The following is a 25,293-nucleotide window of genomic DNA, read 5'->3' on the forward strand; positions in this document are numbered from 1 at the left end:
CAATACCCCCTATTCCTCTGGAATCTTTATAATTACAATAGTCAAAGAGCCTTCTTCCACTAAAAGTTGGTGAGAGGTATTAGCAGGAATAAAAAGTACATCACCACTTTTCATATCAATAGTCTCATAGTTTAAAATATTACACCCTCTAATCTCGTATGGTTCAACTTCTCTTCCACCCTCATAATCATCGCTTAACAAAACCTTTGCCTTTCCAGAATACACTATATACATGTCATTCACTTTCTTATGTACTTCTGTCTCACTTTTAAAAGGAGCATTAAATCTTAGAAATCTAATCATAAAGTTTCCTCTTTTAAAATCCTCCAACTTCTCATCATTTAAAGAGAATCTACGGTACATAACAACCTCCTAAAAAAATAAGAAGTCTTAATTATTTTATCTTTTAAAGGTTATTTAAGCAACTTTAATTAATACTACTTTAAACATTTCATACCTTCTTTTTTGAATAATTATGTGCTAAAATTTATAATGTAATTAAAAAGTAACAGAGAATGCAAAGGTGCTTTGGAGTGAGCTCCGAAGCACCTTTTTAGTTTTATAAATAAAATTTATGTCAGAACGGGAGGCGTAAAATTATGAAAAATACCGATATAAAAATTGTAGACACCACATTAAGAGACGGAGAACAAACAGCAGGTGTGGTATTTTCAAAAGCTGAAAAACTACAAATAGCCAGAATGCTTGATGAGATAGGAGTACATCAAATTGAAGCAGGCATCCCTGTGATGGGAGGAGACGAAGAAGAAGCAATAAAAGCCATAGTTAAAGCAGGATTAAAAGCAAGCATAATGGGATGGAATAGAGCTGTGATAAGTGACATTGAAGCATCTCTAAGATGTGGGGTAGATGCTGTAGCTATCTCCATTTCTACCTCTGACATCCACATTAAGTATAAACTCAAAAAGACCAGAGAATGGGTTTTAGAAAACATGGTAAAAGCCACAGAATTCGCAAAAAAGCACGGAGTATATGTATCAGTGAATGCTGAAGATGCATCAAGAACTGATATGGAATTTCTATTACAATTTGCAAAGGCTGCAAAAGAGGCAGGAGCAGACCGACTCAGATATTGCGATACTGTAGGAATTATGGAACCTTTCACTATGTATGAGGTTATAAAAACTATAATTGAGAAAGTAGGCATACCTGTAGAAATGCATACTCACAATGACTTTGGAATGGCCACTGCCAATGCTTTGGCAGGAGTTAGAGCAGGAGCTACCTATGTAGGGGTAACAGTAAATGGCCTTGGAGAAAGGGCAGGTAATGCTGCATTAGAAGAAGTGGTGATGGCCTTAAAGTACATCTACAATATAGACTTAGGTATCAAAACCTATAAATTAAGAGAACTTAGCGAATATGTAGCAAAAGCTTCTCAAAGGGAACTACCAGTAAATAAGGCAATTGTTGGTAAGAATATCTTTGCCCATGAGTCTGGAATACACGCTGATGGCGTGATTAAGTATCCAAAAACTTATGAAGTCTTCTCTCCTGAAGAAGTAGGAGGAGAGAGACAAATTGTAATTGGAAAACATTCTGGAACCCATGCTCTTATAAGGAAATTCCAGGAGTATGGTATAAATCTTCCTGAAGAAGATGCTCAAGAATTGCTTAAGAAAGTAAGAGCCCTTGCGGTAGAACTTAAGAGACCACTGTTTGACAAAGAATTAATGTATCTTTATCAAGATTACTTAAAGGAAAAAGCTAAGAAAGAAGGAGAGTGAAAAAATTGGGGAAGACAATAGCTGAAAAAATCTTTTCAGCTCACACAGGAAAGGATGTTAAAGCTGGTGATTTAGTAATTGCAAAACTTGATGCCCTAATGGGGCAGGACGGAACATCTCCTCTTGCAATTAAGGTCTTTGAAGAATTGGGAGGAGAAAAGGTCGTTAACGCAGAAAGGGTACTCTTAGTAATGGACCACTCTGTCCCACCCCCAAATGAGGGGGTTGCAAATCTTCATAAACTGATGAGAGACTTTGCAGAAAAATACGGCACTCAAATTACAGAATTTGGAGAAGGAGTATGCCACCAAGTATTTATGGAAAGAGGACTTGCTACACCTGGGGGCCTCGTTATTGGCGCAGATTCTCATACTTGTACATATGGAGTTTTAAACTGCTTTTCCACAGGAGTTGGCTCCAGTGAGCTTGCTGCAGCAATGTACACTGGTAAATTATGGTTTAAAGTACCCAATACTGTAAAGATCATTTTAAATGGAAAACTTCCTAAAGGTGTCGTTTCTAAAGACGTGGTATTATTTCTTGCAGGGTATTTTAAGGCTGACGGCCTAACCTATAAAGCTATAGAGTTTGATGGAGAAGTAATCAGAGACCTTTCTATAGATGGTAGGGCAACTATAACCAATATGGTAGTTGAAATGGGAGCAAAAGCAGGTATTATGCCCTTCGATGAAAAAACAAAAGAATTCTTTAAAAGTATTGGCTTTCCACAAGAAAAAGGGGTTGAAGCGGATCCCGATGCGGAATATGAGGCTATTTATGAGTTTAATTTATCTAACTTAGAGCCCCAAGTGGCTATGCCCCATACTGTGGACAATGTCTACCCTATCTCTCAAATAGATAATGTCAAAATACACGAAGCCTTTATTGGTACATGCACTAATGGCAGATTAGAAGACCTAAGACTAGCCGCATCAATTCTAAAGGGTAGAAAAGTATCCAAAAATGTAAAAATGATCATAACACCTGCCTCTAAAAGGATTTTTATACAAGCTATGAAAGAGGGCCTTATAGATATATTCTTAGAAGCAGGCGCTATAGTAACAAATCCAGGGTGTGGACCATGTGTAGGGACTCATCAAGGCATACCTGCAGATGGGGAGAATGTTATCTCTACTGCTAATAGAAATTTCAAAGGAAGAATGGGAAACAACAAAGCTTTTATACATTTAGCTTCGCCCCTTACCGTAGCTGCCTCAGCAATCTTAGGAAAAATTACTGATCCAAGAGAACTAATGGATTAGGAGGAAGTCTATTATGCTAATTAGGGGAAGAGCTCACAAATTTGGAGATGATATAAACACCGATTACATAATATCAGGAAAATACAAATTTAAAAGTTTAGACTTTAACGAAATGTCCAAGCACCTTTTTGAAGATCTTGATCCAGAATTCTATAAGAAAATAACTCCTGGAGATATCATTGTGGCTGGCAAAAACTTTGGATGTGGTTCTTCCAGAGAACAGGCACCTTTAGTAATCAAACATGCAGGAATAAGCCTGGTGATAGCTAAAAGTTTTGCAAGAATATTCTACAGAAACTCTATAAATGTAGGTTTACCTTTATTAGAGGCAGATACAGATCAAATAGATCAGGGGGATGAGTTGGAAGTGGATCTTTTTAATGGTAAAATTTTTAACAAGACAAAAAATATAGTGATAAATTCTAAGAGCACATTTCCAGATATAATGGTAAAAATATTACAAGCAGGAGGCCTTGTAGAGTACCTTAAGAAAGAGGGAGATTTCAAAATTTAGATGCAACATTTTAATTTTTACATTCCAGTAATGATAAAGTTTGGAATAGGACTCTGGGAGAAAATTCCCGAGGAGTCCTATTCCTTAGGAGCAAAGAAAGTTCTAATAGTAACTGGTAAAAAACACCTAAAAAGCACTGGAATTTTAGATAAGCTTTTAAACATATACAATAATTATCCTATTGATGTATATGTTTTCGACGAGGTACCTCCTGAACCTCCTTATTATATAGTAGATCAAGGAGCAGAAATCGCTAAAACAAAAGGTATAGACCTTGTTATTGGTATTGGAGGTGGAAGTGCCCTTGATGTGGCAAAAGCAATTGCAGTCAAAGTAAATCTACCTGGCACCATATGGGATTATATAGGAGACAACAGTAATAAAATAACAATTAAGGGTTTACCTACTATTCTAGTGCCCACTACAGCAGGAACTGCAAGTGAAGTTACACGAGTTTCAGTGCTTATTAATCCTGAAACAAAAGAAAAATTAAGCATAAGACACGATTTTTTATATGCCACCCTTGCCATTATAGACCCATATCTTACCCTTTCCTTACCAAAAGAAAATACTGCTTACAGTGGTATTGATGCTTTTATACACTCTTTAGAGTCCTTTTTATCAGTTAATAGTAATATGGTTACAGAGCCCCTTGCTCTAACCGCACTAAGGACCATATATAAATATCTTCCCAGGGTATACAATAATCTAGAAAGAATTGATTTAAGAGAAAAAGTATTATATGCCAGCACCATTAGTGGGATAGCTTTTACCCAAACAGGACTTGGAGGTATACATGCTCTTGCTCATCCTATTGGGGTTTATGCCAATATTCCCCATGGACTTGCTTGTGCCTTAGTTACCATTCCTACCTTAGAATATAACTTAGAAATACTTTCCAGAGAAAAAATCTCTGCTTTAGGAAGAGCCATAGGGGTATATTCTTTAAGATCTGCCAAAGAAAAGATCTTGAAAAAAATAGATGAATTCTTCTCTATACTTAACATCAAACTTGGCCTTCACAATTATGGAATAAAATGGGAAGATCTCCCTAATATAGCCCAAGAAGTACCAAAATCAGGATCTTACAAAACAAATCCACGAACACTGAACTATGAAACTGTACTTGAAATACTAAAAAAAGCCTTTTAAGTTCTGTCTATTATGTCTATAATGTCTAAATTAGGCTTGAATTTTACAATACTTTTTTCTGGAATAAATCCTCTTACACTTGCATTAGGGTAAATAAGTACCCTCTTACCTATAATAGTCCCAGGATTAAGCACAGAGTTACATCCAGTCTCACTATCATCCCCAATAATAGCTCCTAATTTTCTAAGCCCTGTATCATACACTTCTCCATTCACCTTTATTTTAACTGTACCACTAAGTCCTATTTTTAAGTTTGATATCTTAGTACCTGCTCCCAGATTCACATTGTGTCCAAGGATGCTATCACCTACATAATTAAAATGAGGAGCTTTTGCTCCAGAAAGTAGAATGCTATTCTTAATCTCTGTAGTATGTCCTACTACACAGTTATCTCCAATAAATACATTACCTCTTATATAGGCACCCTGCCTTATCTCACAATTCTTACCAATATACGCAGGACCCTTTATATAAACAAAGGGCTCAATAACTGTTCCCTCATCTATAAACACGTTTCCCTCTATAAAAACCCCTCCCTTGATTATTCCTCTAATTTCAGGCTTTGCATACTTCCTTAAGAATTTTTCAAGAGTTTTCAAAGCATCCCAAACCAAGTTCATATCCCTAAAAAGCTCTCCTTCAATACCAGACAATTCAAAAAACCTTTCGGGTTCCAACACCTCACTGTGCCTCCCTTCACCAATTTAATAAATCTAATACTTTAATTATATCTGAAGGTCTAGAAGCAAGAAAATGAATCCCATCAAGCAGTTTACTCTCTTTTAGCTTAGAACAAAACTCAGCACAAAACTCAATACTTAAAGACTTTATATCCTTAGTATTCCTAAACATATCTAAAATCTCAGTAGGAATTTTTATACCAGGAACACTACTCATCATATACTCCAGCATCTCTATAGACTTAAAAATGGTAACCCCAGCTATAATTTTTATCTCATTTCCAACCCTTTCTCTCACTCTTTCCATTACCGAAAGATCAAAAAAAAGCTGTGTTTGAAAGAATTCTGCTCCTGCCTTTTTCTTTTTTAGTAATTTCAAAATCTCTATCTCCAAAGGAACAAGATTTGGATTAAATACTGCTCCCAAGAAAAAATCGGGATTTTTGTTTAGTTTTTTACCTGAAAAATCTTCGCCATCTTCCAATCTTTTTGCAACCACCAATATATTAGTTGCATCCAGATCAAACACAGGCTTTGCAGATTTTGCTATCCCAGTAGTAGTGTAATCTCCTGTTAAAACAAGTACATTTCTAATACCAAGAGTATAAGCACTCAAAAGCTCTCCTGAGATGGCAACCCTATTTCTATCCCTTGCGGTTATTTGAAATATTGGCTCCATTCCTTCCCTAAGAAGTAGATAACTTCCCACAAGAGATGTAATTCTCACTCCCACATTTTGAAAATCGGTAACATTTACAGCATCAACCCTGTCTTTTAAAAGTAAAGTTTTTTCGATAAAAGAACTAACATCCACCCCTCTCGGTGGACTCACCTCTGCAGTTATAACAAATTTACCAGATTTTAACCTCTCCTCAAAGTTCATTCTTGAAGTAGTATTTTGCTAAAATCTTTAGGAGGAATTATTCTTAAAAACTCTTCCTCTGTTATTCTCTTATTTCTAAAGAGAATAACCCAAGGGCATAATCTATTAAATACCTCACATATACCCTCTTCTGCTCCACCACAAGGGCCATTTCTCATCTTTTTTGGACATAACTTCTCCATACACAAATTTCCAGTATAGTATATCCAGCACTCTCCACATGCAGAACACAGTCTTGCAAAACTTCCAAGACTTCTACCAGGTTCTATTTTCAAAGTGTTTGTTGCAGGAAAGACCTGTTTTTTTATATAGTTAGGAATAATCTGAGGAAGCCCCCCACAAGTGAAGGTTAAAATCGTATCTGCCTCATTTATTTCACTTAAATTATCAATAATTCTTAAAAAAGAACCTACATTACAATCATCCTTCTTTAAAGTATACATACCTACTAATTCATAACCTAAACCCTCAACAAATTTTAAAACTTGCTGATTCTTTTCCTCCACATCTATAAAACCACAATTATCACATGAAAAAACAAAAACTTTATTCCCCTTAACAAAATTTTTCACCTCTTCTGCAGGCTTAATTTCGAGCCTCATTCTTTTCCACCGCCTTGAGAAGATTCATAGCAAGAACTCGAGTAGTTATTATACCTATACCTCCTGGAACAGGAGTTATGTAACCAACCTTATCCTTTACTTCTTCAAAGTTTACATCACCTACAAGCTTCCCTTCTACCACATTAGTACCTATATCAATTACTACTTGACCTTCCTTTACCATATCTTTACCTATAAAATGAGGCCTTCCTACAGCCGCAACAAGGACTTCTGCTCTCCTCGTAAGTTCTTCTAAATTTTTAGTTTTAGAATGACATATGGTAACCGTTGCATTCCTATTGAGAAGTAGTATAGAAAGGGGCTTTCCCACCGATATACTTCTTCCAACCACCACTACATCTTTCCCCTCTACAGAAATTTTATAAAAATCCAAAAGTTCAATAACTGCCTGAGGTGTGCAGGGATGGAAACATTTCTCACCAACAAAAAGCTTTCCTAAATTTTCATAAGTTATACCTTCCACATCTTTATCAGGAGACAAAAACCGAAAAGCTTTTTGTCTTTCTAATTCTTCCGAAAGAGGTCTCAATATCAATATTCCATGTACTTTATTATTTTTTTCTAATTCCTTTAAAGCCTTCTGAAATTCTAGCAGAGAGACATTTTCAGCAAAATTCTTTCTCTCCACATTAATTCCTATCCTCGAGAAAAATCTTTCTATACTCTTTGCGTAAGCTTCCGCCTCTTCATTTTCGCCAACCTTTACTATACACAAATTAGGAATAATACCCTTTGTTTTATAAATCTCTATTTTCTCTTTAATTTCTTTTTCTAACTTCTCAGCCACAGGCTTTCCTTCAAGAATAACTCCCATCTGAATTACCTCCACTTAGGAAAGACCTATTATATTTCCATTATCATCTAAGTCCATTTGAAAAGCAGAGGGAACCTTAGGAAGACCTGGCATAGTCATTATATTACCTGTGTAAACTACCAAAAAACCTGCTCCACCTGAAACTTTTACTCCTTGAACATTTATAACAAAATCCTCAGGTTTACCTATAAGTTTAGGATTGTCAGATAAAGAGTATTGGGTTTTTGCCATACAAACAGGCAAGTTTATAAAGCCCCAACCCTCAATCTTTTTTAACTCTTCTTTTGCATTCTCAGAAAATACCACGTCTTTTGCCCCATAAACCTCTTTACAAATTTTTTCTATCTTATCTTTATAACTTTCACTTAGGTCATATAAATAAGAAAACTCATTTTTATCTTCTTCTATAGCCTTAATCACTTCTTGAGCAAGCTGAATTCCTCCTAACCCTCCTTTTTCATAAACCTCAGAGATAGCCACCCTTATATTTCTCTCTTTAAGTTCACTAATCACATACTCTATTTCCTTTTTCTCATCTTTAGGAAATTTGTTCAAAGCTACCACCACAGGAAGTTTAAATACATCCCTCACCACGCTTACATGATGTAAGAGATTAGACATCCCTTTCTTTATAGCTTCCATGTTCTCATTATCAAAATCTTTCTTCACTCCCCCATGAAATTTCAATGCTCTTATAGAGGCAACAATTACCACCGCACTTGGTCTTATATTTCCCAATCTACATTTAATATCAAAAAATTTCTCTGCGCCAAGATCCACACCAAAACCAGCCTCTGTTACAACATAATCAGAAAGTCTAAGAGCCATCTCAGTAGCAATAAGGGAATTTGTACCATGAGCAATATTAGCAAAGGGACCACCGTGTACAAAAGCAGGAGTACCCTCAAGGGTTTGAACCAAATTAGGAGATATAGCATCTTTTAATATAACACTCATGGCACCCTGTGCCCCTATATCTTTACATAAAATGGGCGTATTATTCTTATTGATTCCAACTATAATATTTCCCAATCTCTCCTTTAATTCAGAGACACTCCTAGATAAGGAAATGATAGCCATAACCTCAGATGCCGCAGTAATATCAAAGCCGTCCTCACGAGGTACACCGTTGGCCTTTCCTCCAAGTCCACTTACAACAAATCTTAACTGTCTATCATTCATATCCAGACATCGCTTCCAAAGAATTTGTCTGACATCTATATTCAATTCATTCCCATGGTAGATATGATTATCAACTAAAGCCGAAAGTAGATTGTGGGCAGAAGTAACAGCATGGATATCTCCTGTGAAATGAAGATTAATACTATCTTCAGGTACTACTTTTGCCTTACCTCCTCCTACTGCTCCTCCCTTTATACCAAAAACAGGCCCCATAGATGGTTCACGAATACAAACAAAAGACCTATAAGAAAGTCTTCTGATGGCATCTCCTAATCCAATAGTTGTGGTAGTCTTACCTTCTCCATAAGGAGTAGGATTCATAGCGCTCACAAGAATCAATTTACCTGAAGGGTTTTTCTGAATTTCCTTATAATAATCCCATTTAACTTTTCCAATATACCAACCATATGGAATAAAAAATTCTTCTGGAATCCCCAAATCCGATATGATTTCTAAAATTCGTCTCAACTTCTCCCTCCAAATTAGATCTCAATTGGTATTATTTCTCCCCATACTTTGTCTTTATCTACGTATAAATAACCTATAGTATTCTTATCTGTAAAAAACTTATCAGTAGGAGATCCTGGATTAAAAAAGAATATGTTGTCTTCCCATTCCATCATTGGTTTGTGAGTATGTCCAAAGACAATAACCTTCAAATCCTCTCCCTCAAAAACTTCTCTAACCCTATCTTTAATCCCCCAAGGAGCTCCACTTCCATGAGTAATACCAATTTTTATGCTTTCAATAGTTATTATCTTCTTTGCAGGAAGTATTCTTTTTACCTCAAAATTATCCATATTACCATGCACGCCAATAACTTCTGCAATCCTTTGAAGTTCTGGCAAAAAGAAGGTATCTTCCCAGTCTCCAGCATGAATAATAAGATCAACTCCTTGAAGTTTGTCTATTATTACCTGAGGAAGATAAGGAAAACGAGAAGGAAGATGAGTATCTGAAATTACTCCAATCTTTACCATTGAGTCCTCCTTCTCTAATATTCATACCATTATTTTATATCAAAAAAATGGCGGGGAGGGTGGGACTCGAACCCACATGGCCGCGAAGGCCTTACCGGTTTTCAAGACCGGCCCCTTAGCCAATTCGGACACCTCCCCGATGTCCAAGAAAATTATACCATAAAAATTTTAATTTTAAATTAAAATTTTGTGGTATAATCTTATCTACAAGTAAAAAAATAAAAAAGGTGAAAGATATGGAAGTAAAAAAGGCGATTCTTGAAAGAAGAGCTTTGAGATCTATTGAACCCTTTGAAGTAACCCAAGAATTAATATACGACTTAGCTGAATCAGCTTCTTTAGCTCCATCCTGTTTTAATAATCAACCATGGAGATTCATTTTTACTTATGATCCAGATATTCTTAAAGAATTATATACTGCGCTAACACCAAGAAATAACTGGGCTAACAATTCTTCTCTAATAGTTACAGTCTTTACAAAAGAAGACTTAGACTGCCAAATAAAAGGAAGAAACTACGCTTTACTTGATACAGGAATGGCTGTTGGATTTATGCTTTTAAGGGCTACTGAGTTAGGCCTTATTGCCCACCCTATAGCAGGCTATGACGAGGAAAAGGTAAAAAAGATCTTGAATATACCAGAAGACATGACTGCAATACTTCTTATCGTCTTTGGAAAAAGAGCAAAAGAAATAAATCCTAATCTCTCTGAAGAACAAAAAGAAAGGGAATTTAAAAGACCTGAAAGATTGCCAATTAAAGAGTTTGTATACCTTAATAAATACAAGTAAAATAAAAGAAAAATGTTAATCTCTTGTTCAACTGCGGCATTTTTAAAACCAGAAATGACAACGGAAGAAAAATTAAAAAATTCCATTGAAGCTTTAAATATTATTTTGGAAAACCACTACGATGGAATTGAACTTTTTCTTCCTAAAGATTTTGACGAAGAAAAGAAAGAGATACTCTTTGAGGAAGCTAAAAAGTTAAAAGGAAAAATATTAACACTTCATGCTCCTAAAAACACGCTCCACAAGCCAATAAAATCAATATTCCCTGATTTAGTAAAATTAATCAAAAAATGTAGTGATCTTGAAATAAAAGTCATTGTTCTACATCCTCCTTTTCAAAAAACAATGAATTCACTTTTAAGAACCATCTTCTATATATTTGACAATGTGATTCACTTTTCTGCAAGACACAATGTTTTACTAACGATAGAAAATGTACCTTATCTTCTCGATCCTCCAGAGTTTTATTCTGCCCTTGCCCAAAGATACAAAAACCATGTGGGTATAACTATCGATATAGAATATTTACATTCCACCCAATATTCACTTAACAAATATTCTGAAGAATTATTAAAGAACCATCTTAGGAATATACATATAAGAGATTATGACGGACAAAGTTTTGATGACGAGGGCAAGAGAAGGTATTTAAAACTAGGAGAAGGATTAATCAATTTTAGGGAGTTATTTGAGAAAATATTTAAACTTGGCTATAACGGACCTTTAACAGTAGAAACCGTCTTTGATAATAAAATAGAAGACTTAAAGCACAGTAGAGAATTTATTATAAACAATTTTCCTCAAAAATCATTAGCTTCTGGATAGGAGCCTAAAACCTTAAAATCAATACACTCCTCCTTTATCTTCTCAAGGGCACAGGATACCTTTTCATCCTCTATATGCCCCTGAAAATCAACAAAGAACCTATATTCAAAAGGTTTAGCAGGTACTGGCCTTGACTGAATCAAAGTCATATTTAATCCAAAATCATGTAAAGGCCTTAACGCTCTATATAATGCTCCAGCCTGATGCTTTACAGAAAAAATTATAGAGGTTTTGTCTTTTCCTGTAGGTTTTGGAATTTCCCTTCCAAGTACTAAAAACCTTGTTTTATTATTCCAAAAATCTTGAATATTTTCAGCAAGAATATTCAATCCAAAAATGTTAGCCGCAAAGTTACTCGCAATAGCAGCACTTCCTCTTTCTTCCTTTACCAATTTAGCAGCAAAACTAGTACTTGAAGTTGGAATCTCCTCTACATTTGGCAAGTTTTGTCTTAGCCATTTCTTACACTGAGCAAGGGCTTGAGGATGCGAATAAACTTTTCTTATCTTGTCAATAGAATCTTCAAAAGATATCAACGAATGTTTCACATCTAAATAAACTTCCCCAATAACCTTCTTAGTAGTGATAGCAAGAAGATCCATAGTACTTCCTACAGTACCTTCCAAAGAGTTCTCTATAGGAACTACTGCATATTCTGCCCCTTCCTCTAAAGATTTGAATATATCTTCCACTAATAATAAAGGTTTAAACTTAGAGCCTTCTCCAAAAAATTTTACAGCAGCTTGATGAGTAAAACTACCCTCAGGTCCTAAATACAAAACCTCGATTTCTTTTTCTAAAGATCGCAAATAACTAATAATTGTCTTAAAAATACCAATTACTGCATCTTTATCTAAAGGTCCTTTATTCTCTTTAACCAGTCTATCCAAAAGTTCTTTCTCTCTCGAAGGGTCAAATGTAGGATAATTATTTTTAATCTTCCAATCTCTTATTTGAAGCACTATTTGCGCCCTTCTATTTAATATATCAAGTAACTTTTTATCCAATTCATCAATTTCTTTTCTAAGCTCTTCCAATTCCCTCACAGAGCATCTCTCCCTAAGCTTAAAATGTATTTTATAAATTCTATAGAAATATCTCTGTAAGGTCAATATTGCATTTTTTTCAAAATAAAACTATACTACTATTGGGAAATCGATAACGTAAACTTTTAAGAGAGGGGTTGATGAAGATAAGACCTAATAATCAAAAGCCTAAGTTTTATTTTCGTGAATTGAACATTCTTCTCGCTCTTATTGTATTATGTGTATTTATCACTATAATGAACCCCAAATTTATCACCCCCTTTAACCTACAAGTCGTTGCTAGACAAATAGCGATTTACGGTCTTCTTGCTATAGGAGAAACACTAATAATAATTGGGGGTGGCATAGACCTTTCCGTTGGCTCTCTTGTTGCCCTTACAGGAGTTTTAGTAGCTCTTTTTATGAAAAATGGAATAGACATGATATTAGCAATACTCATAGTTTTACTCATCTCATGTCTTATAGGACTCTGGCATGGACTTTTTGTCACAAAACTTAACGTTCCTCCCTTCATAATAACCTTAGGAACTCTTACTGCAGCAAGAGGTCTTGCTTCAGTAATCACTAAAGGGTGGCCTATTATTGGCCTTCCCGAAAAATTCTTTTTTATAGGTCAAGGCGATCTTTGGGGTATTCCTTTTCCTACTGTTATATTAATAGTTTTTGCAATAATAGCTTTCTTTATTACAAAATACACAGTGTTAGGTAGAAACCTATACGCCGTGGGTGGAAACATTGAAGCTGCGAGACTCTCTGGTATAGATGTTGATAAAATAAGAATGTTTACCTATGTTTTCGGTTCTTTCCTTGCAGGAATTACAGGAATAATTATTGCTTCAAGATTAAGCCAAGGACAAGCAGGAGTTGGAGGCGGATATGAATTAAGTGCTATAGCTGCAGCCGTAATAGGAGGCACTTCTCTTTCTGGAGGAGAGGGAACCATATTAGGTACCATAATTGGTGCAAGCATCATGTCGGTAATTTATAATGGTCTTATACTCCTTGAAATCTCCTCATATTGGCATGATGTAGTAATGGGACTTGTAATAGTCACAGCCGTCACCATAGATATTTGGAGGAAGAGAAAAAGAAAGTAAAAATAATTTAGGGGGGTGAGAAAATATTTAATCTTTCTCATTTTACCAATTTCTCAAAAAATTTTAATGGGAGGTGTTTGAAATGCGTAAGATTTTAGTTGCTATTCTAATTATTCTTTTCCCTCTTATCTTCTCTATAGGATATTCCAAAGAGATACATGTAGCAGTTATTGGAAAATCAGTACACCCTTACTGGGCAGAAGTAGAGCTTGGAGTTAAACAGGCAGCTAAAGATTTAGGGGTAAAAGCCACATTCTTCGTACCTCAGAAAGAAGATATTCCTGCTCAAATATCTCAAATGGAATCCTTTATCGCTATGGGCGTTGATGGTATTGCTATTGCTCCTTCCGACCCAACAGCTATAGCGCCAACTATTGAAAAAGCAATGGCAAAAGGTATCCCAGTGATTACTCTTGATACCGATGCTCCTCAAAGTAAAAGATTAGTCTATATTGGAACCGACAACTACTCTGCAGGTAAAATTGCTGGAATGGTCATGAATGATCTTCTTGGAATAAAAGGTGGTAAAGTAGCCATAGGTACAGGATCTCTAACCGCAATGAACTCTTTAGAAAGAATCCGTGGTTTTATGGACGGTATAGCCTCCAACAAGAGAATCGTAGTAGTGACAAAACCAGCCCTTTGCGACTTCGAGGATACAGGAAGAGCAGTTACCCTTGCAGAACAAGCCCTCTTAACATATCCTGATCTAAGAGGATTCTTTGGCGTTTATGCTTTCAATGGACCTGCCGCAGCAAAAGCAGTGAAGGCCGCAGGAAAAGTAGGACAAGTATTAATAGTATGTTTTGATACTACTGCAGAACATATGCAACTTATAAAAGAAGGAGTAATTTCTGCTACCGTTGGACAAAGACCATACATGATGGGATACAAGAGTGTTGAAGTTCTAACTAAGATGGCACAAAAAGGCGTTGATGCAACTCTTAAAGAACTCCCAGCCAATAGAATAATTGATACTGGTGTAGATGTGGTAGCAGGTGATAAATACGTAAAGAGCATCAAAAGCGTACAAGCTTTAACAGTAGAACAATATAGAAAGAAACTTCAAGAACTCGGAATACCTGTACAAGGGTGGTAATTAAAAAATAAGGGGGGAGAAGTTCTCCCCCCTATACCCTTTTAAGGAGGCTTAAAAGATGAATCAAGAGCTCCTACTAAAAATTGAGAAAATATCAAAAAGTTTCCCTGGGGTAAAAGCTTTAGATGAAGTAGATTTAGAAGTTTACAAAGGAGAAATTCTTGCCCTTGTAGGAGAAAATGGCGCTGGAAAATCTACCCTTATGAAAATTCTTACGGGAGTATATCAAAAAGACGAAGGGAAAATTATATTCAAAGGGAAAGAAATAAATCCCCAAAATCCTCATGAAGCCCAAAGTTTAGGAATATCCATCATCTATCAAGAATTCAATTTGGCTCCAAACCTTGATATCGCCACCAACATATTCTTAGGTAATGAACCTAAAAAGGGTAAGTTTATAAAGATTTTTGATTACAAAAAAGCCTATGAAGAATCCTTAAAATTATTAGCACTACTCGGCTTAGAACTACCTCCAGAAACTTTAGTAAAAGATCTTACTGTGGCTGAACAACAGATGGTAGAAATTGCAAAGGCTCTTGCTCAAAAATCAGAGCTGATTATTATGGATGAGCCAACCTCTGCTCTTGCTGGAAGAGAAGTTAAAAAACTGTTTGAAATAATGAGAAAACTAAAAAATGAAGGTATTTCAATTATATTTATCACCCATAGACTTGAGGAGGTATTTGAAATTGCGGATAGAATTGTGGTACTAAGGGATGGAAAAAGAGTTGGAGAATTACCTGCTCAAAAAGATAGATATGATGATGTAATAAGAATGATGGTAGGAAGAGAAATAAGAGTAATACCCAAACCATCTACAAAAACAGAAGAAGTTATTTTAGAAGTAAGAAATCTATCCTCTAAAAAGGTCAAAAATATATCTTTTGAACTTAGAAAGGGTGAGGTGTTAGGAATTGCAGGGCTTGTTGGAGCAGGAAGAACAGAAATTATAAGAGCAATATTTGGAGCTGATCCTATAATCTCTGGGGAAATATATCTAGAAGGTAAAAAAATAGAGATAAAATCTCCTAAAGATGCCGTGAGATATAAAATAGGCTTGGTGCCAGAAGATAGGAAGCTTCAAGGACTTATTCTTGATATGATGGTTTATGAGAACATTTCATTACCCTCCCTAAGGTATTTATTCCCTAATGGAATTATAAAGAGAAAGATAGAATATGATCTTGCAGAACATTTCGTCCAAAAATTACAAATAAAAACTCCAAGTATTTTTCAAAAAGTTGTAAATCTTTCTGGAGGGAACCAACAAAAAGTTGTACTTTCAAAATGGCTTGCTCTAAAGCCTAAAATCCTAATACTTGATGAACCCACTCGCGGAATAGATGTAGGAGCAAAAGCAGAAATACATAAATTAATTGGAGAGATGGCCAAAGAAGGTATTGGAATTATTCTTATCTCTTCAGAGCTTCCAGAAATTCTTGCCCTCTCCGATAGAATTCTTGTGGTTTCAAAAGGGAGGATTACTGCAGAGATAAGTAAAGAAGAAGCTACCCAGGAAAAGATAATGCAATACGCCATAATATAATATATACTATTACCAAAACAAAAGGGAGGATTCTCGTATGTCAAACTATATTGTTTTTATAACAGGTGCTTCAAAAGGTTTAGGTTTTTCTCTTACAGAACTTTATCTTGATAAAGGCCACAAAGTGATAGCAACTTACCGAAAAAATCTTGAAAAATTAGAAGAAATCAAGAATCATCCAAACCTAATTCTGCATCCTATGGATGTCTCCGATGAAGAATCCGTTAGAAATACTTATGAATATTTGAAAAACAAGATTAACTACATTGATATACTTATAAATAATGCAGCAGTTTACCTAGAAGATAAAAGTAAAACTATAGAAAACATAGACATAGAAAAAGCTATAGTAACCATGAATGTAAACTCTATTGGACCTTTAAGGGTGCTAAAGTATTTTTATTCCCTTGTCGAAAAGGGAAATAAAAAACTAATAATAAATATATCATCAGAAGCTGGAAGTATCTCTAATTGTTGGAGAGATAGAGAATATGCCTATTGCATGTCAAAATCAGCCCTAAATATGCTCTCTGCTATTTTACAAAACTACAGTATTCCTAAAGGCATAAAAGTTTTATCTATCCATCCTGGATGGATGAGAACTGATATGGGAGGACCAGATGCAGATATTGACCCTAAAGAGGCAGCAGAAGGTATATACAATCTCTCTGTGAAAGATTGGGATCCTAAGGACAAAAATATTTATATGGATTACAAAGGGAACCTAATGACTTGGTAATAAGGGGGCGTTAAGCCCCCCATTTTTATTGGAGTATCTCAAAGGTACTTAAGCTCTCCTCAAAAAGAGGCAGATATTTCTCAAAAGTATCTTCCAAAGAAGTAAACGTAAAGATATAAAATTTCCCTCCTTGAAGAACATAGACCTGTTTTTGTTCTAAAGTCAAATCTTCACTCAAATTAATAGTGTATACAATTTCATATCCCTTGTAGTTTGATACTTCCCTTTCTCCTTCCGAAACAAATTCCAAAGAACCATAATATTCTCCTGCAGCCTTTAACTCTTCCTTTATCTCTCTTAAAAGATCTTCGTTAATCTCCGTAACCTCCGAAGGAACAGCTACTATGTTTAAATTGAAATTTGGCATAAAACCTTCATCTGCAGGGCCAACAAAAATTACAGCCAAGTTATAAGGCTTTCCATCCTTTACCTCCCACCCTTCAGGAGGCACAATAGAAAAACCTAAATCCTTATCCACATATTTCTCAGTCTCAGCTAAAATAATATTGAAAGAAAGTCCTAAAACTAATAGAGAAAAAATCAAAAACCTTAATAATTTTCTCATTTAAACCTCCTATACAACCTAAAACTTTACAATCTCCCAGAAAGCCTTCTTAGGATTGTGATTCTTATCAAAGAGTAATGGATAATCTTCTCTTCCTCTAACAGGCCAGAAATAGAGCCAAGTATAGTCATCTGCTACACCCCAGAAAGTAACACCAGTAACTATTCCTTTGTATTTTCTTAAGATTTCAAAAGCCTCCTTATAAAGCTGAGCTTGTCTTTCAAGCCTATCTTCAGGCGGAACCTTAAAATTATTATTTTCATTTCTATCGTAGTAAATAGAAATATCAAACTCTGTAACTTGTACTTCAACTCCAAGCTCTGCAAATCTCTTTATGGAATCCTCAAGCATCTTTGGAGTTGGCCATGCTAATGTCCAATGTCCCTGTATTCCAATACCATGAATAGGAACTCCTTTATCCTTGAGCTTCTTAACTAATTTATAAGCCTTTTCTCTCTTTATAGGATCTTCTAAATTGTAATCGTTATAAAATAATTTAGCATCAGGATCTACCTCATGAGCCCAAATAAATGCCTTTTCAATAACTTCTTCACCACAAATATCATACCAAGGAGCTCTTCTCAAAAATTCATTAGGATTATCCGATAAGGCCTCGTTAACCACATCCCAAGCATAAACTTTACCTTTATAATGTCCTACTACCTCTTTAATGTGTTCCTTTAATCTTGCAAGAATTTCATCCTTTGTACCTGCATAAACCCATCCTGGAGTCTGATTATGCCAAACCAAAGTATGCCCTCTTACCTTCATACCATTCTTCATTGCAAAATCTACGATCTCATCGGCAGGTCCAAAATCATAAACATATGGTTTAGGATGAATAACTTCCCATTTCATTTGATTTTCAGGAGTTAAACTATTAAAATGCTTCTTCAAAAGATTCTCATAATGATAAATATTTAAGTGACTAACTGCCGCTCCAATAGTAAAGTAATCTTTATAAACTTCTTTCAGTGATGGAATCTCCATACCTTTAGCCTCCTCCTTTAAAAATCCTAATGAGAAAGTGAGCAAAATTAGAAGAAGCACAAGGATAGAAAACCTTTGCTTAATCATTTTACCATCATCCCCTTTCCATTAAAATTTTACTTACTTTAACCCCTAATTTTGTAATAATTTTACCACGTTTTCTTCACCTATTAAATGACCTGCACCTATTACCACAAATATAGATTTGTAATCTTTCATTAGGCTCTTTATTCTTTCCGCAAATCTAAAATTCCTTTTAATATAGACATATTGGTAAAATACATCATAACCTTCTTTCTTCAAATCACCCAACAACAATTCCTCAAGCTTCTCCTTATCCCCATTTTTATAGGCATTAAGTAGCTCCGAATAATACTCTTCGATTTTTTTATCTTTCAAATCCTTCAATTCTTCCAAGTTAGATTTTAAAATTTTTAACTGATCTTCCTCTGGTATCTCTGAAAATGCATCAAGTTGCTCTTCTACAGTTTCCAAGGCCACGATCTTTTTATCTGATTCCTCTGCCTTGTTTATAAAATAGAAATCAATTCCATATTTTACATCCAAGGTATTATAAGCCAAAGAAGAGCTGATCTGAAAAAGTAACACCCAGGGCTTATAAAACTTTATTTTCTCAAAATTCTCCTCTCCTAAAACTTCTTTTAAATCTTTTACCAATTCTGGATCTGCATGATTTTCAATGCTATCTCCCTTTTTATATAAGCCTTTTTTAAGTATGTAAGCTTGTGCTTTGAACACATTTTTAGGATCAGTTATATCAAGTTCAACTGCTAAAACTTCAGATTTCTCAAAAGCCTTTTCAATTATAGGATCAAGAGGATATAGATCTGGGGTCCCCAAATGTATAGACCCCAAAGTATAAACCCTTGAATCATCAGAACTTATCTCATAAAAAACCCCCTTAGTTTGACAGAAGATGAAGTTGAGAAGCAAAATAAAAATTAGTAAATAAAAAACAATCTTTTTAAGATATCTCATTTACCCTTCCCCCTAAATTTTTATTTCCCCTAATTAATTCTTTTGAGATACCCTTAAATCCACAATCATATATGGAATAGAAATATTATTTTCCTCAAAAATCTTTTTAATCCTCGCACTCAAAGCATTTATAGCATTAAAATAATTTTCCCTATCTACCCAAAAGTATACGGTATAAGTTATTCCAGAACTTCCATACTCCTTAAAAACAACTATATTACTCACACTCTCATCTTTTACTACAAGATCTTCCTCCTCCAATGCTCTTCTTAATAAACTTATAACCTTTTCAAGATCCGAAGAGTAATCCACACTTACATCAAAGCTCACTCTTCTGTAAGGACCTGGCCAAAACTTTGTTACAGTTCCAGACCATACCTTTCTATTGGGTATCAAAACCATTTTCCCATCAAAAGTTTTTATCCTAGTATGGTTCATCTCTACCATATCTACTACTCCGCTAATCCCATCTATATCTAAAGCCTCTCCCTCAAAAACCTTTCTTGTAACAAGCACTAAGACTCCAGAAAGAAAATTTGTGAGTGGCTCTTGGAAAGCAAGACCTAAAACCACACCAGAAATTCCAAGACCTGTAAGATATGGCATTAGATTAATATTCCATATGGACATTATAATAGCAATACCAAAACCATAAATTAGGAACCCAATAATCATAGATATGGTTTTAGGAGCCTTTATCTCCTTACCTACATGAGACACAGTTCTATTAATAGCTCTCATTATTAAGTTATGAGAAAGAAAACATAGAAAAATCACCAGAAGACTCCAGAACAGATTAATATAAAGCATAGAAAAATAACCTCCTAAACTCATGATTAAAAAGTAAAAAATTATATTACAATTTTATCATAAAGGGGTTTTTAATGTTTAAAGAGGGTCAAACAAAAAAGGGGAGAGAAGATTCTCTCCCCAAAATCTTACACTGAAAACTCTTTATAAGAACTTTTTGGAGCACCACATACAGGGCATTTCTCAGGTGGTTCACCCTCTATCGTATGTCCACAAACAGGACATATATAAATCTTATTTGCTGGATAATCTTCATTTTTACTTACAAGCTCCTTAGCCTTCTTATACATCTCTGCGTGAATCTTTTCTGCTTCCCAAGCAAATCTTGTACTTCTCTCTGCTCCCTTTTCATTCTGAAATACTGCTGTGTTGTTATATACTGGATACATCTCTTCAATCTCATAAGTTTCGCCATCTATACATTGTTGAACATTATCTATCATCTCTTGTTTTAAAAGCCCTAATTCTCTAAAATGATTCCTAGCATGTACAAACTCTGCATAAGCAATAGCCCTAAATAAATTGGCAAGTTTAACTAACCCCTTTCTCTCTGCCTCATCAGCGAAGATTAGATATTTCATATGAGCCATACTTTCCCCTGCAAAAGCGTTGTGAAGAAACTCTTCGGTCATTTTCCTCATAGATCCACCCCCTTACTTATTTTTAAAAATTATAACACTTAAGTTTTTTATATGCAATCAAAAATTATTCTTAATATAATTTTAATACAAAAATCTACATTAAAATGGTATAATTTATATTGTGAAAAATTTAACAAAAGGAGGTGCTAAAAATGAGGAAGGCTTTAATATTAGCCATAACCTTGTTTCTTCTAACCTTTGCCTTTGCTCAAACTTCAAAGCCTAAAATTGATGGAAAACTTTCCCCAAATGAATATCCGTATTATGCCTCTTTTTCCAACGGAGATTTTCAGATATATTGGAAAATAGAAGGCGATGAAGTCTACATACTCATGATAGGCAAAACAAAGGGTTATGTAGCTTTAGGAATTAATCCTACAGTAAAAGCAGGAGATGCAGACTACATCATAGGATATGTAACCGATAAAGGAGCACAAGTTTTAGACTATTATGCCCCTGAAAAACATATGGGACATACTCTTGACGAAAAACTTGGTGGAAAAAACGATATTCTTGAGCTTGCAGGTACAGAAGATAAAGAATACACCTATATTGAGTTTAGAAGAAAATTAGATACAAAAGATAAGTATGATAAGGTATTTCCTAAAACAGGAACGCTAAAAATAGTTTGGGCTTTAGGAAATTCCGATGATCCCAACTCCATGCATGTAAAGAGAGGATACGGTGAACTAAAGATAAATTAAAAGATTAGAGGGGAGAAACTACTCTCTCCCCTCTCTTCCGTTTACTTGAAACCCTTTATCCCAAAGCTCCTTATACTTTCCACCCTTTTCTAATAATTCTGAATGATTTCCTTCTTCTACTATTTTTCCTCCATCTATGACTATGATTCTATCAACGTCTTTTACAGTAGATAGCCTGTGGGCAATAATTAATGCAGTTTTATCCTTTATCAAATTATTTAGTGCTTGAATTACTAAGTTTTCTGATTCAGAATCAAGAGAAGAAGTAGCCTCATCAAGAAGTAAAATAGGAGAATTCTTCAATATAGCCCGAGCAATACTTAACCTTTGTCTCTGGCCTCCCGAAAGAAATACTCCTCTTTCTCCCACCTTTGTACTTAAACCGTCAGGAAGTTTAATTACAAAATCATAAGAATTAGACCTTTTTAGAGCCTCAGTTATTTCTCCATCCTTTGCCCTTAAATTACCATACCTTATGTTCTCATAAACCGACGTGTTGAAAAGATAAACATCCTGAGGCATATAACTTATTAAATTTCTTAACTCTTCTAAAGTATATGATCTTATTTCTTTTCCCAAAACATAGATATTTCCATCATAATGAGGATAAAATCCCAATAATAATTTAAAAATAGTACTTTTTCCTCCGCCACTAGGACCAACAATTGCAATTTTCTCTCCTTCTTTCACCTCAAAGGAGATGCCTTTAAGAACCTCCTGAGTACTATCGTAGGAAAAAGAAACATTTTCAAACCTAATCACCCAATTATTCTTATTTATAATGTGAATATTCTTTTCATATTTTTTTCTTTCATTCTCTTCTTTAGATTTATCTAAAATCTCAAATATTCTCTCCGCTCCTGCAAGAGATATTTGTAAATTTGTCAAGAAGTTACCCAAAGAGCCAAAAAAATATACTACAGGTCCCATCAACTGAACAGCAGCCACCATATTTCCAAAAGTGATTTTATCCCTTATCATAAGATAACCTCCAAGAGCCAACATACCAAAGAATATAAAATATCCTACGGTGTAATTAAAAGAAGCCAGAATAGAGCTATAATTTACCCTTCTTAGAGCAAGTCTATAAAGGAGAGAGTTTATCTCCACATATTTCTTAAATATCATATCTGCGATATCAAAAGCACGTATTATGTAAGCTCCTCCAACAATATCTGACAATTTTTGAGTAACCTTAGAAAAAGCTTCCTGTATTTTATTACTTATCTCTCTTAGCCTTTTCATAAAAATAGCATTTACCAAAATATTCACAGAAGTTACTAAAACCACATAGAAGAATATGATTTTGTTGATAAGAAAGATTGCTACACTACATCCTATAGCACTTACAATGGACATCAATAAAACCATTAATTGCCAGGAATAAACTCCTTCTGCTGTATTTACATCAAAATTTATCCGAGACAAAAAATCTCCTGTATGATTTTTTTCAAACTCATACATAGGAAGATCTATTATGTGCTCAAAAAGTCTTCTTCTTATTATAATTGTGGTTTTTCTAACAGCATACTGATACAAGTAAGCAAAAATAGGTATTATTAAAAGAAACAAACCAAATCTTGTAAGCAAGTACCATACTCCCTCGGCAAGCTTATTTGTACTCTTCTCTATCATTCCATCGGAGATTAATTTTAAACTTATTGCTGCAAAATAATTTAATAGAAATACTTGAGAGGATAAGAATAACAAAGAAACTAAGTACATAATCCCTAAAAATATACTTCCCCCATCTTTCCACATAAAAGAAAAAAGTCTTATGAGCCTATTATTATTCATAGACTATACCCCCAACTCAACCTCTCCCAATTGTTTTGAATACAATTTATAATAAACTCCCTTTTTCTTTAACAAATACTCATGAGTTCCATCTTCTACAATTTTGCCATCCTCTATAACCAAAATCCTATCAACAAACTTTATAGAAGAATATCTATGCGCTATAACAATTAGGGTTTTGTCTTTTAACTTTTCAAAAAGAGTCTCTTGTATCTGAGCTTCTGTATTCGAATCAAGAGCAGAGGTAGCCTCATCCATAATAAAGATATCCGCTTCTTTTAATAGAAATCTCGCAAGGGCTATTCTCTGCCTCTCTCCTCCAGAAATCTTAAGAGCTCTTTCCCCTATCTCTTTATCAAAACCTCCAAGGTCAGAAATTATAAAATCATAAGCAAGAACCTTCTTTGAAACCTCCTCAATTTTTTTATTGTCCACATTGTAGTTTCCATACCTTATATTCTCCTCTACAGACTCAGGAAACAGATAAACATCCTGATTTGCCACAGATATCCTACCTCTAAGAGAAGAAAGATTCCATTCATTAAGATCTATTCCCAACACCTTTATATGGCCTTTTGTAGGTTTATAAAGTCCAAGAATAAGCTTTACTATAGTAGATTTACCTCCACCACTTTCACCTACTATAGCCACCTTCTCCTCTTTCTTAATCTTAAAAGACACATCTTTAAGAATGTAATCAGCCCCATCATAAGAAAAACTCACATTCTCAAACTCCACAACATAAGGACAATCTGGATCGTATTCATTGATAATTCCACTTCTCTCCTCTTCTGCCGACAATATTTCCCAAATTCTCTCTAAAGCTGCCTTAGCTTTTCGGTAGGAGTTTATAATGTTAGGAAGTACATTCATGGGTGCTATAAAAATATTGATTAATCCTATAAAAGATATTATTCCGCCAACACTTATCTCACCACTTATCACTAACCTTCCTCCAAATAGAAACATCATTATAAAGGGACTTAAAGAAATAATCTCTTTCATAGGATCAAGAATCACTTCAAAGCTTGCAGATCTTAATCCCTCTTTGAATGCTCTTTTAATCTTTTCATCAAATAAACTCACCATTTCAGACTTGAGATTAAAAGCTTTTATTACTGTTATCCCTGATAATGTATCTTGAACTAAAGTGTTCACATTTCCATACTCATCTTGCTGTTTTTTTGTATACTTTTCCACGGGTTTTGAGATAATGATTGAAAGATAAATACATATAGGGATTATGACAAAAGTAAAGAGAGTCAACTTCCAGCTTATCTGGAAGGCAAGAATTACCCCAAAAATAAACACAAAAGGCTGGTAAAAAATATCTCCTAAAGAAGAGTTAAGAAAATTTTGTATCAAAGATAGATCATTAGAAAGATTTGATATAAAATCTCCGGTAGCCCTCTTTTCGATAAATTCTAAATTAACTTTTGTCAACTTTTTACCAATATCTAACCTTAACTCATTCATATATTTTTCGGCAAATTTTCCTAAGTTAAAGGCCTTAACATACTCTAAAAAAATTCTTACAATAGAGATTAAAAGTACTGTAAGAAAAACCCTCTTAAAGCCCTCCAGATTCTTTGCTAGAACAAAATCTATCAGGTATCTCTCCATATTTCTAAAATAAATATTAATAAATGCCACCATAAGAGATAAAAGAATTATAGACAATAACAAAGACAGATTTTTCCTTAAAATAGAATAAATAAATCCCTTTCTCATCCGTCACACCTCTAAAATTTTTAATTTTTACTTGTAATATTTTAAAATTTAAACTCAATTTTTGTCAATATAAGA

The 25,293-nt window shown here is 34.5% G+C and carries 26 protein-coding genes and 1 tRNA gene; 11 read left to right on the top strand and 16 right to left on the bottom strand.

Annotated features, from left to right (window positions below; translation table 11 throughout):
* Positions 1-9: 9 nt before the first annotated feature.
* Positions 10-363: a cupin domain-containing protein gene (locus tag DICTH_RS07330; protein WP_012548742.1), complete on the bottom strand. Its 354-nt coding sequence runs from the start codon at positions 361-363 to the stop codon at positions 10-12.
* A 236-nt stretch (positions 364-599) separates the two neighbouring features.
* Between DICTH_RS07330 and nifV the strand changes: the two genes are divergently transcribed.
* Genes nifV through DICTH_RS07350 form a run of 4 tightly spaced genes read left to right on the top strand, consistent with a single transcriptional unit; the run spans position 600 to position 4,676 of the window.
* Positions 600-1,748: a homocitrate synthase gene (nifV, locus tag DICTH_RS07335; protein ID WP_012547427.1), complete on the top strand. Its 1,149-nt coding sequence runs from the start codon at positions 600-602 to the stop codon at positions 1,746-1,748.
* Positions 1,749-1,753: 5 nt separating this feature from the next.
* Positions 1,754-3,010, top strand: a complete 1,257-nt coding sequence (locus DICTH_RS07340) for a 3-isopropylmalate dehydratase large subunit (protein WP_012548539.1) — start codon at positions 1,754-1,756, stop codon at positions 3,008-3,010.
* A 13-nt stretch (positions 3,011-3,023) separates the two neighbouring features.
* Complete coding sequence (locus tag DICTH_RS07345; RefSeq protein WP_012548173.1) at positions 3,024-3,524, top strand: 3-isopropylmalate dehydratase small subunit; 501 nt, start codon at positions 3,024-3,026, stop codon at positions 3,522-3,524.
* A complete protein-coding gene (locus DICTH_RS07350; protein ID WP_012547992.1) occupies positions 3,525-4,676 on the top strand; it encodes an iron-containing alcohol dehydrogenase in 1,152 nt (383 codons plus the stop codon).
* Here DICTH_RS07350 and DICTH_RS07355 read toward each other — a convergent pair.
* The 7 genes from DICTH_RS07355 to DICTH_RS07385 all read right to left on the bottom strand — a co-directional run bounded on the left by DICTH_RS07355 (position 4,673) and on the right by DICTH_RS07385 (position 9,976).
* On the bottom strand, positions 4,673-5,356 hold the full coding sequence (locus tag DICTH_RS07355) for an acyltransferase (protein ID WP_012546896.1): 684 nt from the start codon (positions 5,354-5,356) through the stop codon (positions 4,673-4,675). The two genes, DICTH_RS07350 and DICTH_RS07355, sit on opposite strands and share 4 nt — an antisense overlap.
* Before the next feature lie 16 nt (positions 5,357-5,372).
* Positions 5,373-6,239 carry a methylenetetrahydrofolate reductase gene (locus tag DICTH_RS07360; RefSeq protein WP_012546904.1) on the bottom strand — a complete coding sequence of 289 codons (867 nt, stop codon included), beginning with the start codon at positions 6,237-6,239 and terminating at the stop codon, positions 5,373-5,375.
* Positions 6,236-6,841, bottom strand: coding sequence for a methylenetetrahydrofolate reductase C-terminal domain-containing protein (locus DICTH_RS07365; protein ID WP_012548583.1), 606 nt, complete (start codon positions 6,839-6,841; stop codon positions 6,236-6,238). Before DICTH_RS07365 ends, DICTH_RS07360 begins: the two co-directional genes overlap by 4 nt.
* Entirely contained in the window at positions 6,825-7,676 is an 852-nt protein-coding gene (locus DICTH_RS07370; RefSeq protein WP_012547432.1) for a bifunctional 5,10-methylenetetrahydrofolate dehydrogenase/5,10-methenyltetrahydrofolate cyclohydrolase, read from the bottom strand. Before DICTH_RS07370 ends, DICTH_RS07365 begins: the two co-directional genes overlap by 17 nt.
* Before the next feature lie 15 nt (positions 7,677-7,691).
* Positions 7,692-9,326, bottom strand: coding sequence for a formate--tetrahydrofolate ligase (locus DICTH_RS07375; RefSeq protein WP_012548652.1), 1,635 nt, complete (start codon positions 9,324-9,326; stop codon positions 7,692-7,694).
* Between the two features lie 14 nt (positions 9,327-9,340).
* Positions 9,341-9,838, bottom strand: a complete 498-nt coding sequence (locus DICTH_RS07380) for a metallophosphoesterase family protein (protein ID WP_012548009.1) — start codon at positions 9,836-9,838, stop codon at positions 9,341-9,343.
* 48 nt (positions 9,839-9,886) lie between these two features.
* A tRNA-Ser gene (locus DICTH_RS07385) sits at positions 9,887-9,976 on the bottom strand.
* Between the two features lie 98 nt (positions 9,977-10,074).
* On the opposite strand from DICTH_RS07385, the gene DICTH_RS07390 reads away from it, so the two are divergent.
* Positions 10,075-10,629 carry a nitroreductase family protein gene (locus DICTH_RS07390; RefSeq protein WP_012546960.1) on the top strand — a complete coding sequence of 185 codons (555 nt, stop codon included), beginning with the start codon at positions 10,075-10,077 and terminating at the stop codon, positions 10,627-10,629.
* Between the two features lie 12 nt (positions 10,630-10,641).
* Positions 10,642-11,454 (top strand): sugar phosphate isomerase/epimerase family protein, encoded by an 813-nt coding sequence (locus DICTH_RS07395; RefSeq protein WP_012547175.1) that lies wholly within the window; start codon positions 10,642-10,644, stop codon positions 11,452-11,454.
* On the opposite strand, the gene pheA is transcribed toward DICTH_RS07395, so the two are convergent.
* Positions 11,430-12,500, bottom strand: coding sequence for a prephenate dehydratase (gene pheA, locus DICTH_RS07400; protein WP_012548250.1), 1,071 nt, complete (start codon positions 12,498-12,500; stop codon positions 11,430-11,432). The two genes, DICTH_RS07395 and pheA, sit on opposite strands and share 25 nt — an antisense overlap.
* 140 nt (positions 12,501-12,640) lie before the next feature.
* Here pheA and DICTH_RS07405 point away from each other — a divergent pair, with 140 nt between their 5' ends.
* The 4 genes from DICTH_RS07405 to DICTH_RS07420 all read left to right on the top strand — a co-directional run bounded on the left by DICTH_RS07405 (position 12,641) and on the right by DICTH_RS07420 (position 16,981).
* Positions 12,641-13,597, top strand: a complete 957-nt coding sequence (locus tag DICTH_RS07405; RefSeq protein ID WP_012548190.1) for an ABC transporter permease — start codon at positions 12,641-12,643, stop codon at positions 13,595-13,597.
* An 82-nt stretch (positions 13,598-13,679) separates the two neighbouring features.
* Entirely contained in the window at positions 13,680-14,696 is a 1,017-nt protein-coding gene (locus DICTH_RS07410; protein ID WP_012547127.1) for a sugar-binding protein, read from the top strand.
* 58 nt (positions 14,697-14,754) lie between these two features.
* Positions 14,755-16,242, top strand: a complete 1,488-nt coding sequence (locus tag DICTH_RS07415) for a sugar ABC transporter ATP-binding protein (RefSeq protein ID WP_012548485.1) — start codon at positions 14,755-14,757, stop codon at positions 16,240-16,242.
* A gap of 37 nt (positions 16,243-16,279) precedes the next feature.
* On the top strand, positions 16,280-16,981 hold the full coding sequence (locus DICTH_RS07420) for an SDR family oxidoreductase (protein ID WP_012548513.1): 702 nt from the start codon (positions 16,280-16,282) through the stop codon (positions 16,979-16,981).
* Positions 16,982-17,006: 25 nt separating this feature from the next.
* On the opposite strand, the gene DICTH_RS07425 is transcribed toward DICTH_RS07420, so the two are convergent.
* From DICTH_RS07425 to DICTH_RS07445, 5 genes are all read right to left on the bottom strand, one after another.
* Positions 17,007-17,546, bottom strand: coding sequence for a PsbP-related protein (locus DICTH_RS07425; protein WP_012548007.1), 540 nt, complete (start codon positions 17,544-17,546; stop codon positions 17,007-17,009).
* 18 nt (positions 17,547-17,564) lie between these two features.
* Positions 17,565-18,623 carry an endo-1,4-beta-xylanase gene (locus tag DICTH_RS07430; protein ID WP_012547782.1) on the bottom strand — a complete coding sequence of 353 codons (1,059 nt, stop codon included), beginning with the start codon at positions 18,621-18,623 and terminating at the stop codon, positions 17,565-17,567.
* Positions 18,624-18,668: 45 nt separating this feature from the next.
* Positions 18,669-19,535 (bottom strand): TraB/GumN family protein, encoded by an 867-nt coding sequence (locus DICTH_RS07435; protein ID WP_012548210.1) that lies wholly within the window; start codon positions 19,533-19,535, stop codon positions 18,669-18,671.
* A 33-nt stretch (positions 19,536-19,568) separates the two neighbouring features.
* Complete coding sequence (locus DICTH_RS07440) at positions 19,569-20,345, bottom strand: mechanosensitive ion channel family protein (protein WP_012546937.1); 777 nt, start codon at positions 20,343-20,345, stop codon at positions 19,569-19,571.
* Between the two features lie 128 nt (positions 20,346-20,473).
* Positions 20,474-20,986 carry a rubrerythrin family protein gene (locus DICTH_RS07445; RefSeq protein WP_012547135.1) on the bottom strand — a complete coding sequence of 171 codons (513 nt, stop codon included), beginning with the start codon at positions 20,984-20,986 and terminating at the stop codon, positions 20,474-20,476.
* A gap of 152 nt (positions 20,987-21,138) precedes the next feature.
* Between DICTH_RS07445 and DICTH_RS07450 the strand changes: the two genes are divergently transcribed.
* Positions 21,139-21,690, top strand: coding sequence for a DOMON domain-containing protein (locus DICTH_RS07450; protein WP_012548232.1), 552 nt, complete (start codon positions 21,139-21,141; stop codon positions 21,688-21,690).
* 18 nt (positions 21,691-21,708) lie between these two features.
* On the opposite strand, the gene DICTH_RS07455 is transcribed toward DICTH_RS07450, so the two are convergent.
* Both DICTH_RS07455 and DICTH_RS07460 read right to left on the bottom strand, forming a co-directional pair.
* Entirely contained in the window at positions 21,709-23,487 is a 1,779-nt protein-coding gene (locus tag DICTH_RS07455; RefSeq protein WP_012548321.1) for an ABC transporter ATP-binding protein, read from the bottom strand.
* A gap of 3 nt (positions 23,488-23,490) precedes the next feature.
* Entirely contained in the window at positions 23,491-25,218 is a 1,728-nt protein-coding gene (locus DICTH_RS07460) for an ABC transporter ATP-binding protein (protein WP_012547588.1), read from the bottom strand.
* Between the last annotated feature and the right edge of the window lie 75 nt (positions 25,219-25,293).

Source organism: Dictyoglomus thermophilum H-6-12 (assembly GCF_000020965.1).
GTDB classification, from domain to species: Bacteria; Dictyoglomota; Dictyoglomia; order Dictyoglomales; family Dictyoglomaceae; genus Dictyoglomus; species Dictyoglomus thermophilum.

What these genes read in the sequence shown, in the direction of transcription:
- DICTH_RS07425 (WP_012548007.1), bottom strand. Translation starts at nt 17,546, where the DNA reads ATGAGAAAATTATTAAGGTTTTTGATTTTTTCTCTATTAGTTTTAGGA.
- DICTH_RS07450 (WP_012548232.1), top strand. Translation starts at nt 21,139, where the DNA reads ATGAGGAAGGCTTTAATATTAGCCATAACCTTGTTTCTTCTAACCTTT.
- DICTH_RS07435 (WP_012548210.1), bottom strand. Translation starts at nt 19,535, where the DNA reads ATGAGATATCTTAAAAAGATTGTTTTTTATTTACTAATTTTTATTTTG.
- DICTH_RS07460 (WP_012547588.1), bottom strand. Translation starts at nt 25,218, where the DNA reads ATGAGAAAGGGATTTATTTATTCTATTTTAAGGAAAAATCTGTCTTTG.
- DICTH_RS07360 (WP_012546904.1), bottom strand. Translation starts at nt 6,239, where the DNA reads ATGAACTTTGAGGAGAGGTTAAAATCTGGTAAATTTGTTATAACTGCA.
- DICTH_RS07390 (WP_012546960.1), top strand. Translation starts at nt 10,075, where the DNA reads ATGGAAGTAAAAAAGGCGATTCTTGAAAGAAGAGCTTTGAGATCTATT.
- DICTH_RS07415 (WP_012548485.1), top strand. Translation starts at nt 14,755, where the DNA reads ATGAATCAAGAGCTCCTACTAAAAATTGAGAAAATATCAAAAAGTTTC.
- DICTH_RS07380 (WP_012548009.1), bottom strand. Translation starts at nt 9,838, where the DNA reads ATGGTAAAGATTGGAGTAATTTCAGATACTCATCTTCCTTCTCGTTTT.
- DICTH_RS07395 (WP_012547175.1), top strand. Translation starts at nt 10,642, where the DNA reads ATGTTAATCTCTTGTTCAACTGCGGCATTTTTAAAACCAGAAATGACA.
- DICTH_RS07405 (WP_012548190.1), top strand. Translation starts at nt 12,641, where the DNA reads ATGAAGATAAGACCTAATAATCAAAAGCCTAAGTTTTATTTTCGTGAA.
- nifV (WP_012547427.1), top strand. Translation starts at nt 600, where the DNA reads ATGAAAAATACCGATATAAAAATTGTAGACACCACATTAAGAGACGGA.
- DICTH_RS07455 (WP_012548321.1), bottom strand. Translation starts at nt 23,487, where the DNA reads ATGAATAATAATAGGCTCATAAGACTTTTTTCTTTTATGTGGAAAGAT.
- DICTH_RS07410 (WP_012547127.1), top strand. Translation starts at nt 13,680, where the DNA reads ATGCGTAAGATTTTAGTTGCTATTCTAATTATTCTTTTCCCTCTTATC.
- DICTH_RS07440 (WP_012546937.1), bottom strand. Translation starts at nt 20,345, where the DNA reads ATGCTTTATATTAATCTGTTCTGGAGTCTTCTGGTGATTTTTCTATGT.
- DICTH_RS07350 (WP_012547992.1), top strand. Translation starts at nt 3,525, where the DNA reads ATGCAACATTTTAATTTTTACATTCCAGTAATGATAAAGTTTGGAATA.
- DICTH_RS07430 (WP_012547782.1), bottom strand. Translation starts at nt 18,623, where the DNA reads ATGATTAAGCAAAGGTTTTCTATCCTTGTGCTTCTTCTAATTTTGCTC.
- DICTH_RS07445 (WP_012547135.1), bottom strand. Translation starts at nt 20,986, where the DNA reads ATGAGGAAAATGACCGAAGAGTTTCTTCACAACGCTTTTGCAGGGGAA.
- DICTH_RS07330 (WP_012548742.1), bottom strand. Translation starts at nt 363, where the DNA reads ATGTACCGTAGATTCTCTTTAAATGATGAGAAGTTGGAGGATTTTAAA.
- DICTH_RS07345 (WP_012548173.1), top strand. Translation starts at nt 3,024, where the DNA reads ATGCTAATTAGGGGAAGAGCTCACAAATTTGGAGATGATATAAACACC.
- DICTH_RS07420 (WP_012548513.1), top strand. Translation starts at nt 16,280, where the DNA reads ATGTCAAACTATATTGTTTTTATAACAGGTGCTTCAAAAGGTTTAGGT.
- DICTH_RS07365 (WP_012548583.1), bottom strand. Translation starts at nt 6,841, where the DNA reads ATGAGGCTCGAAATTAAGCCTGCAGAAGAGGTGAAAAATTTTGTTAAG.
- DICTH_RS07370 (WP_012547432.1), bottom strand. Translation starts at nt 7,676, where the DNA reads ATGGGAGTTATTCTTGAAGGAAAGCCTGTGGCTGAGAAGTTAGAAAAA.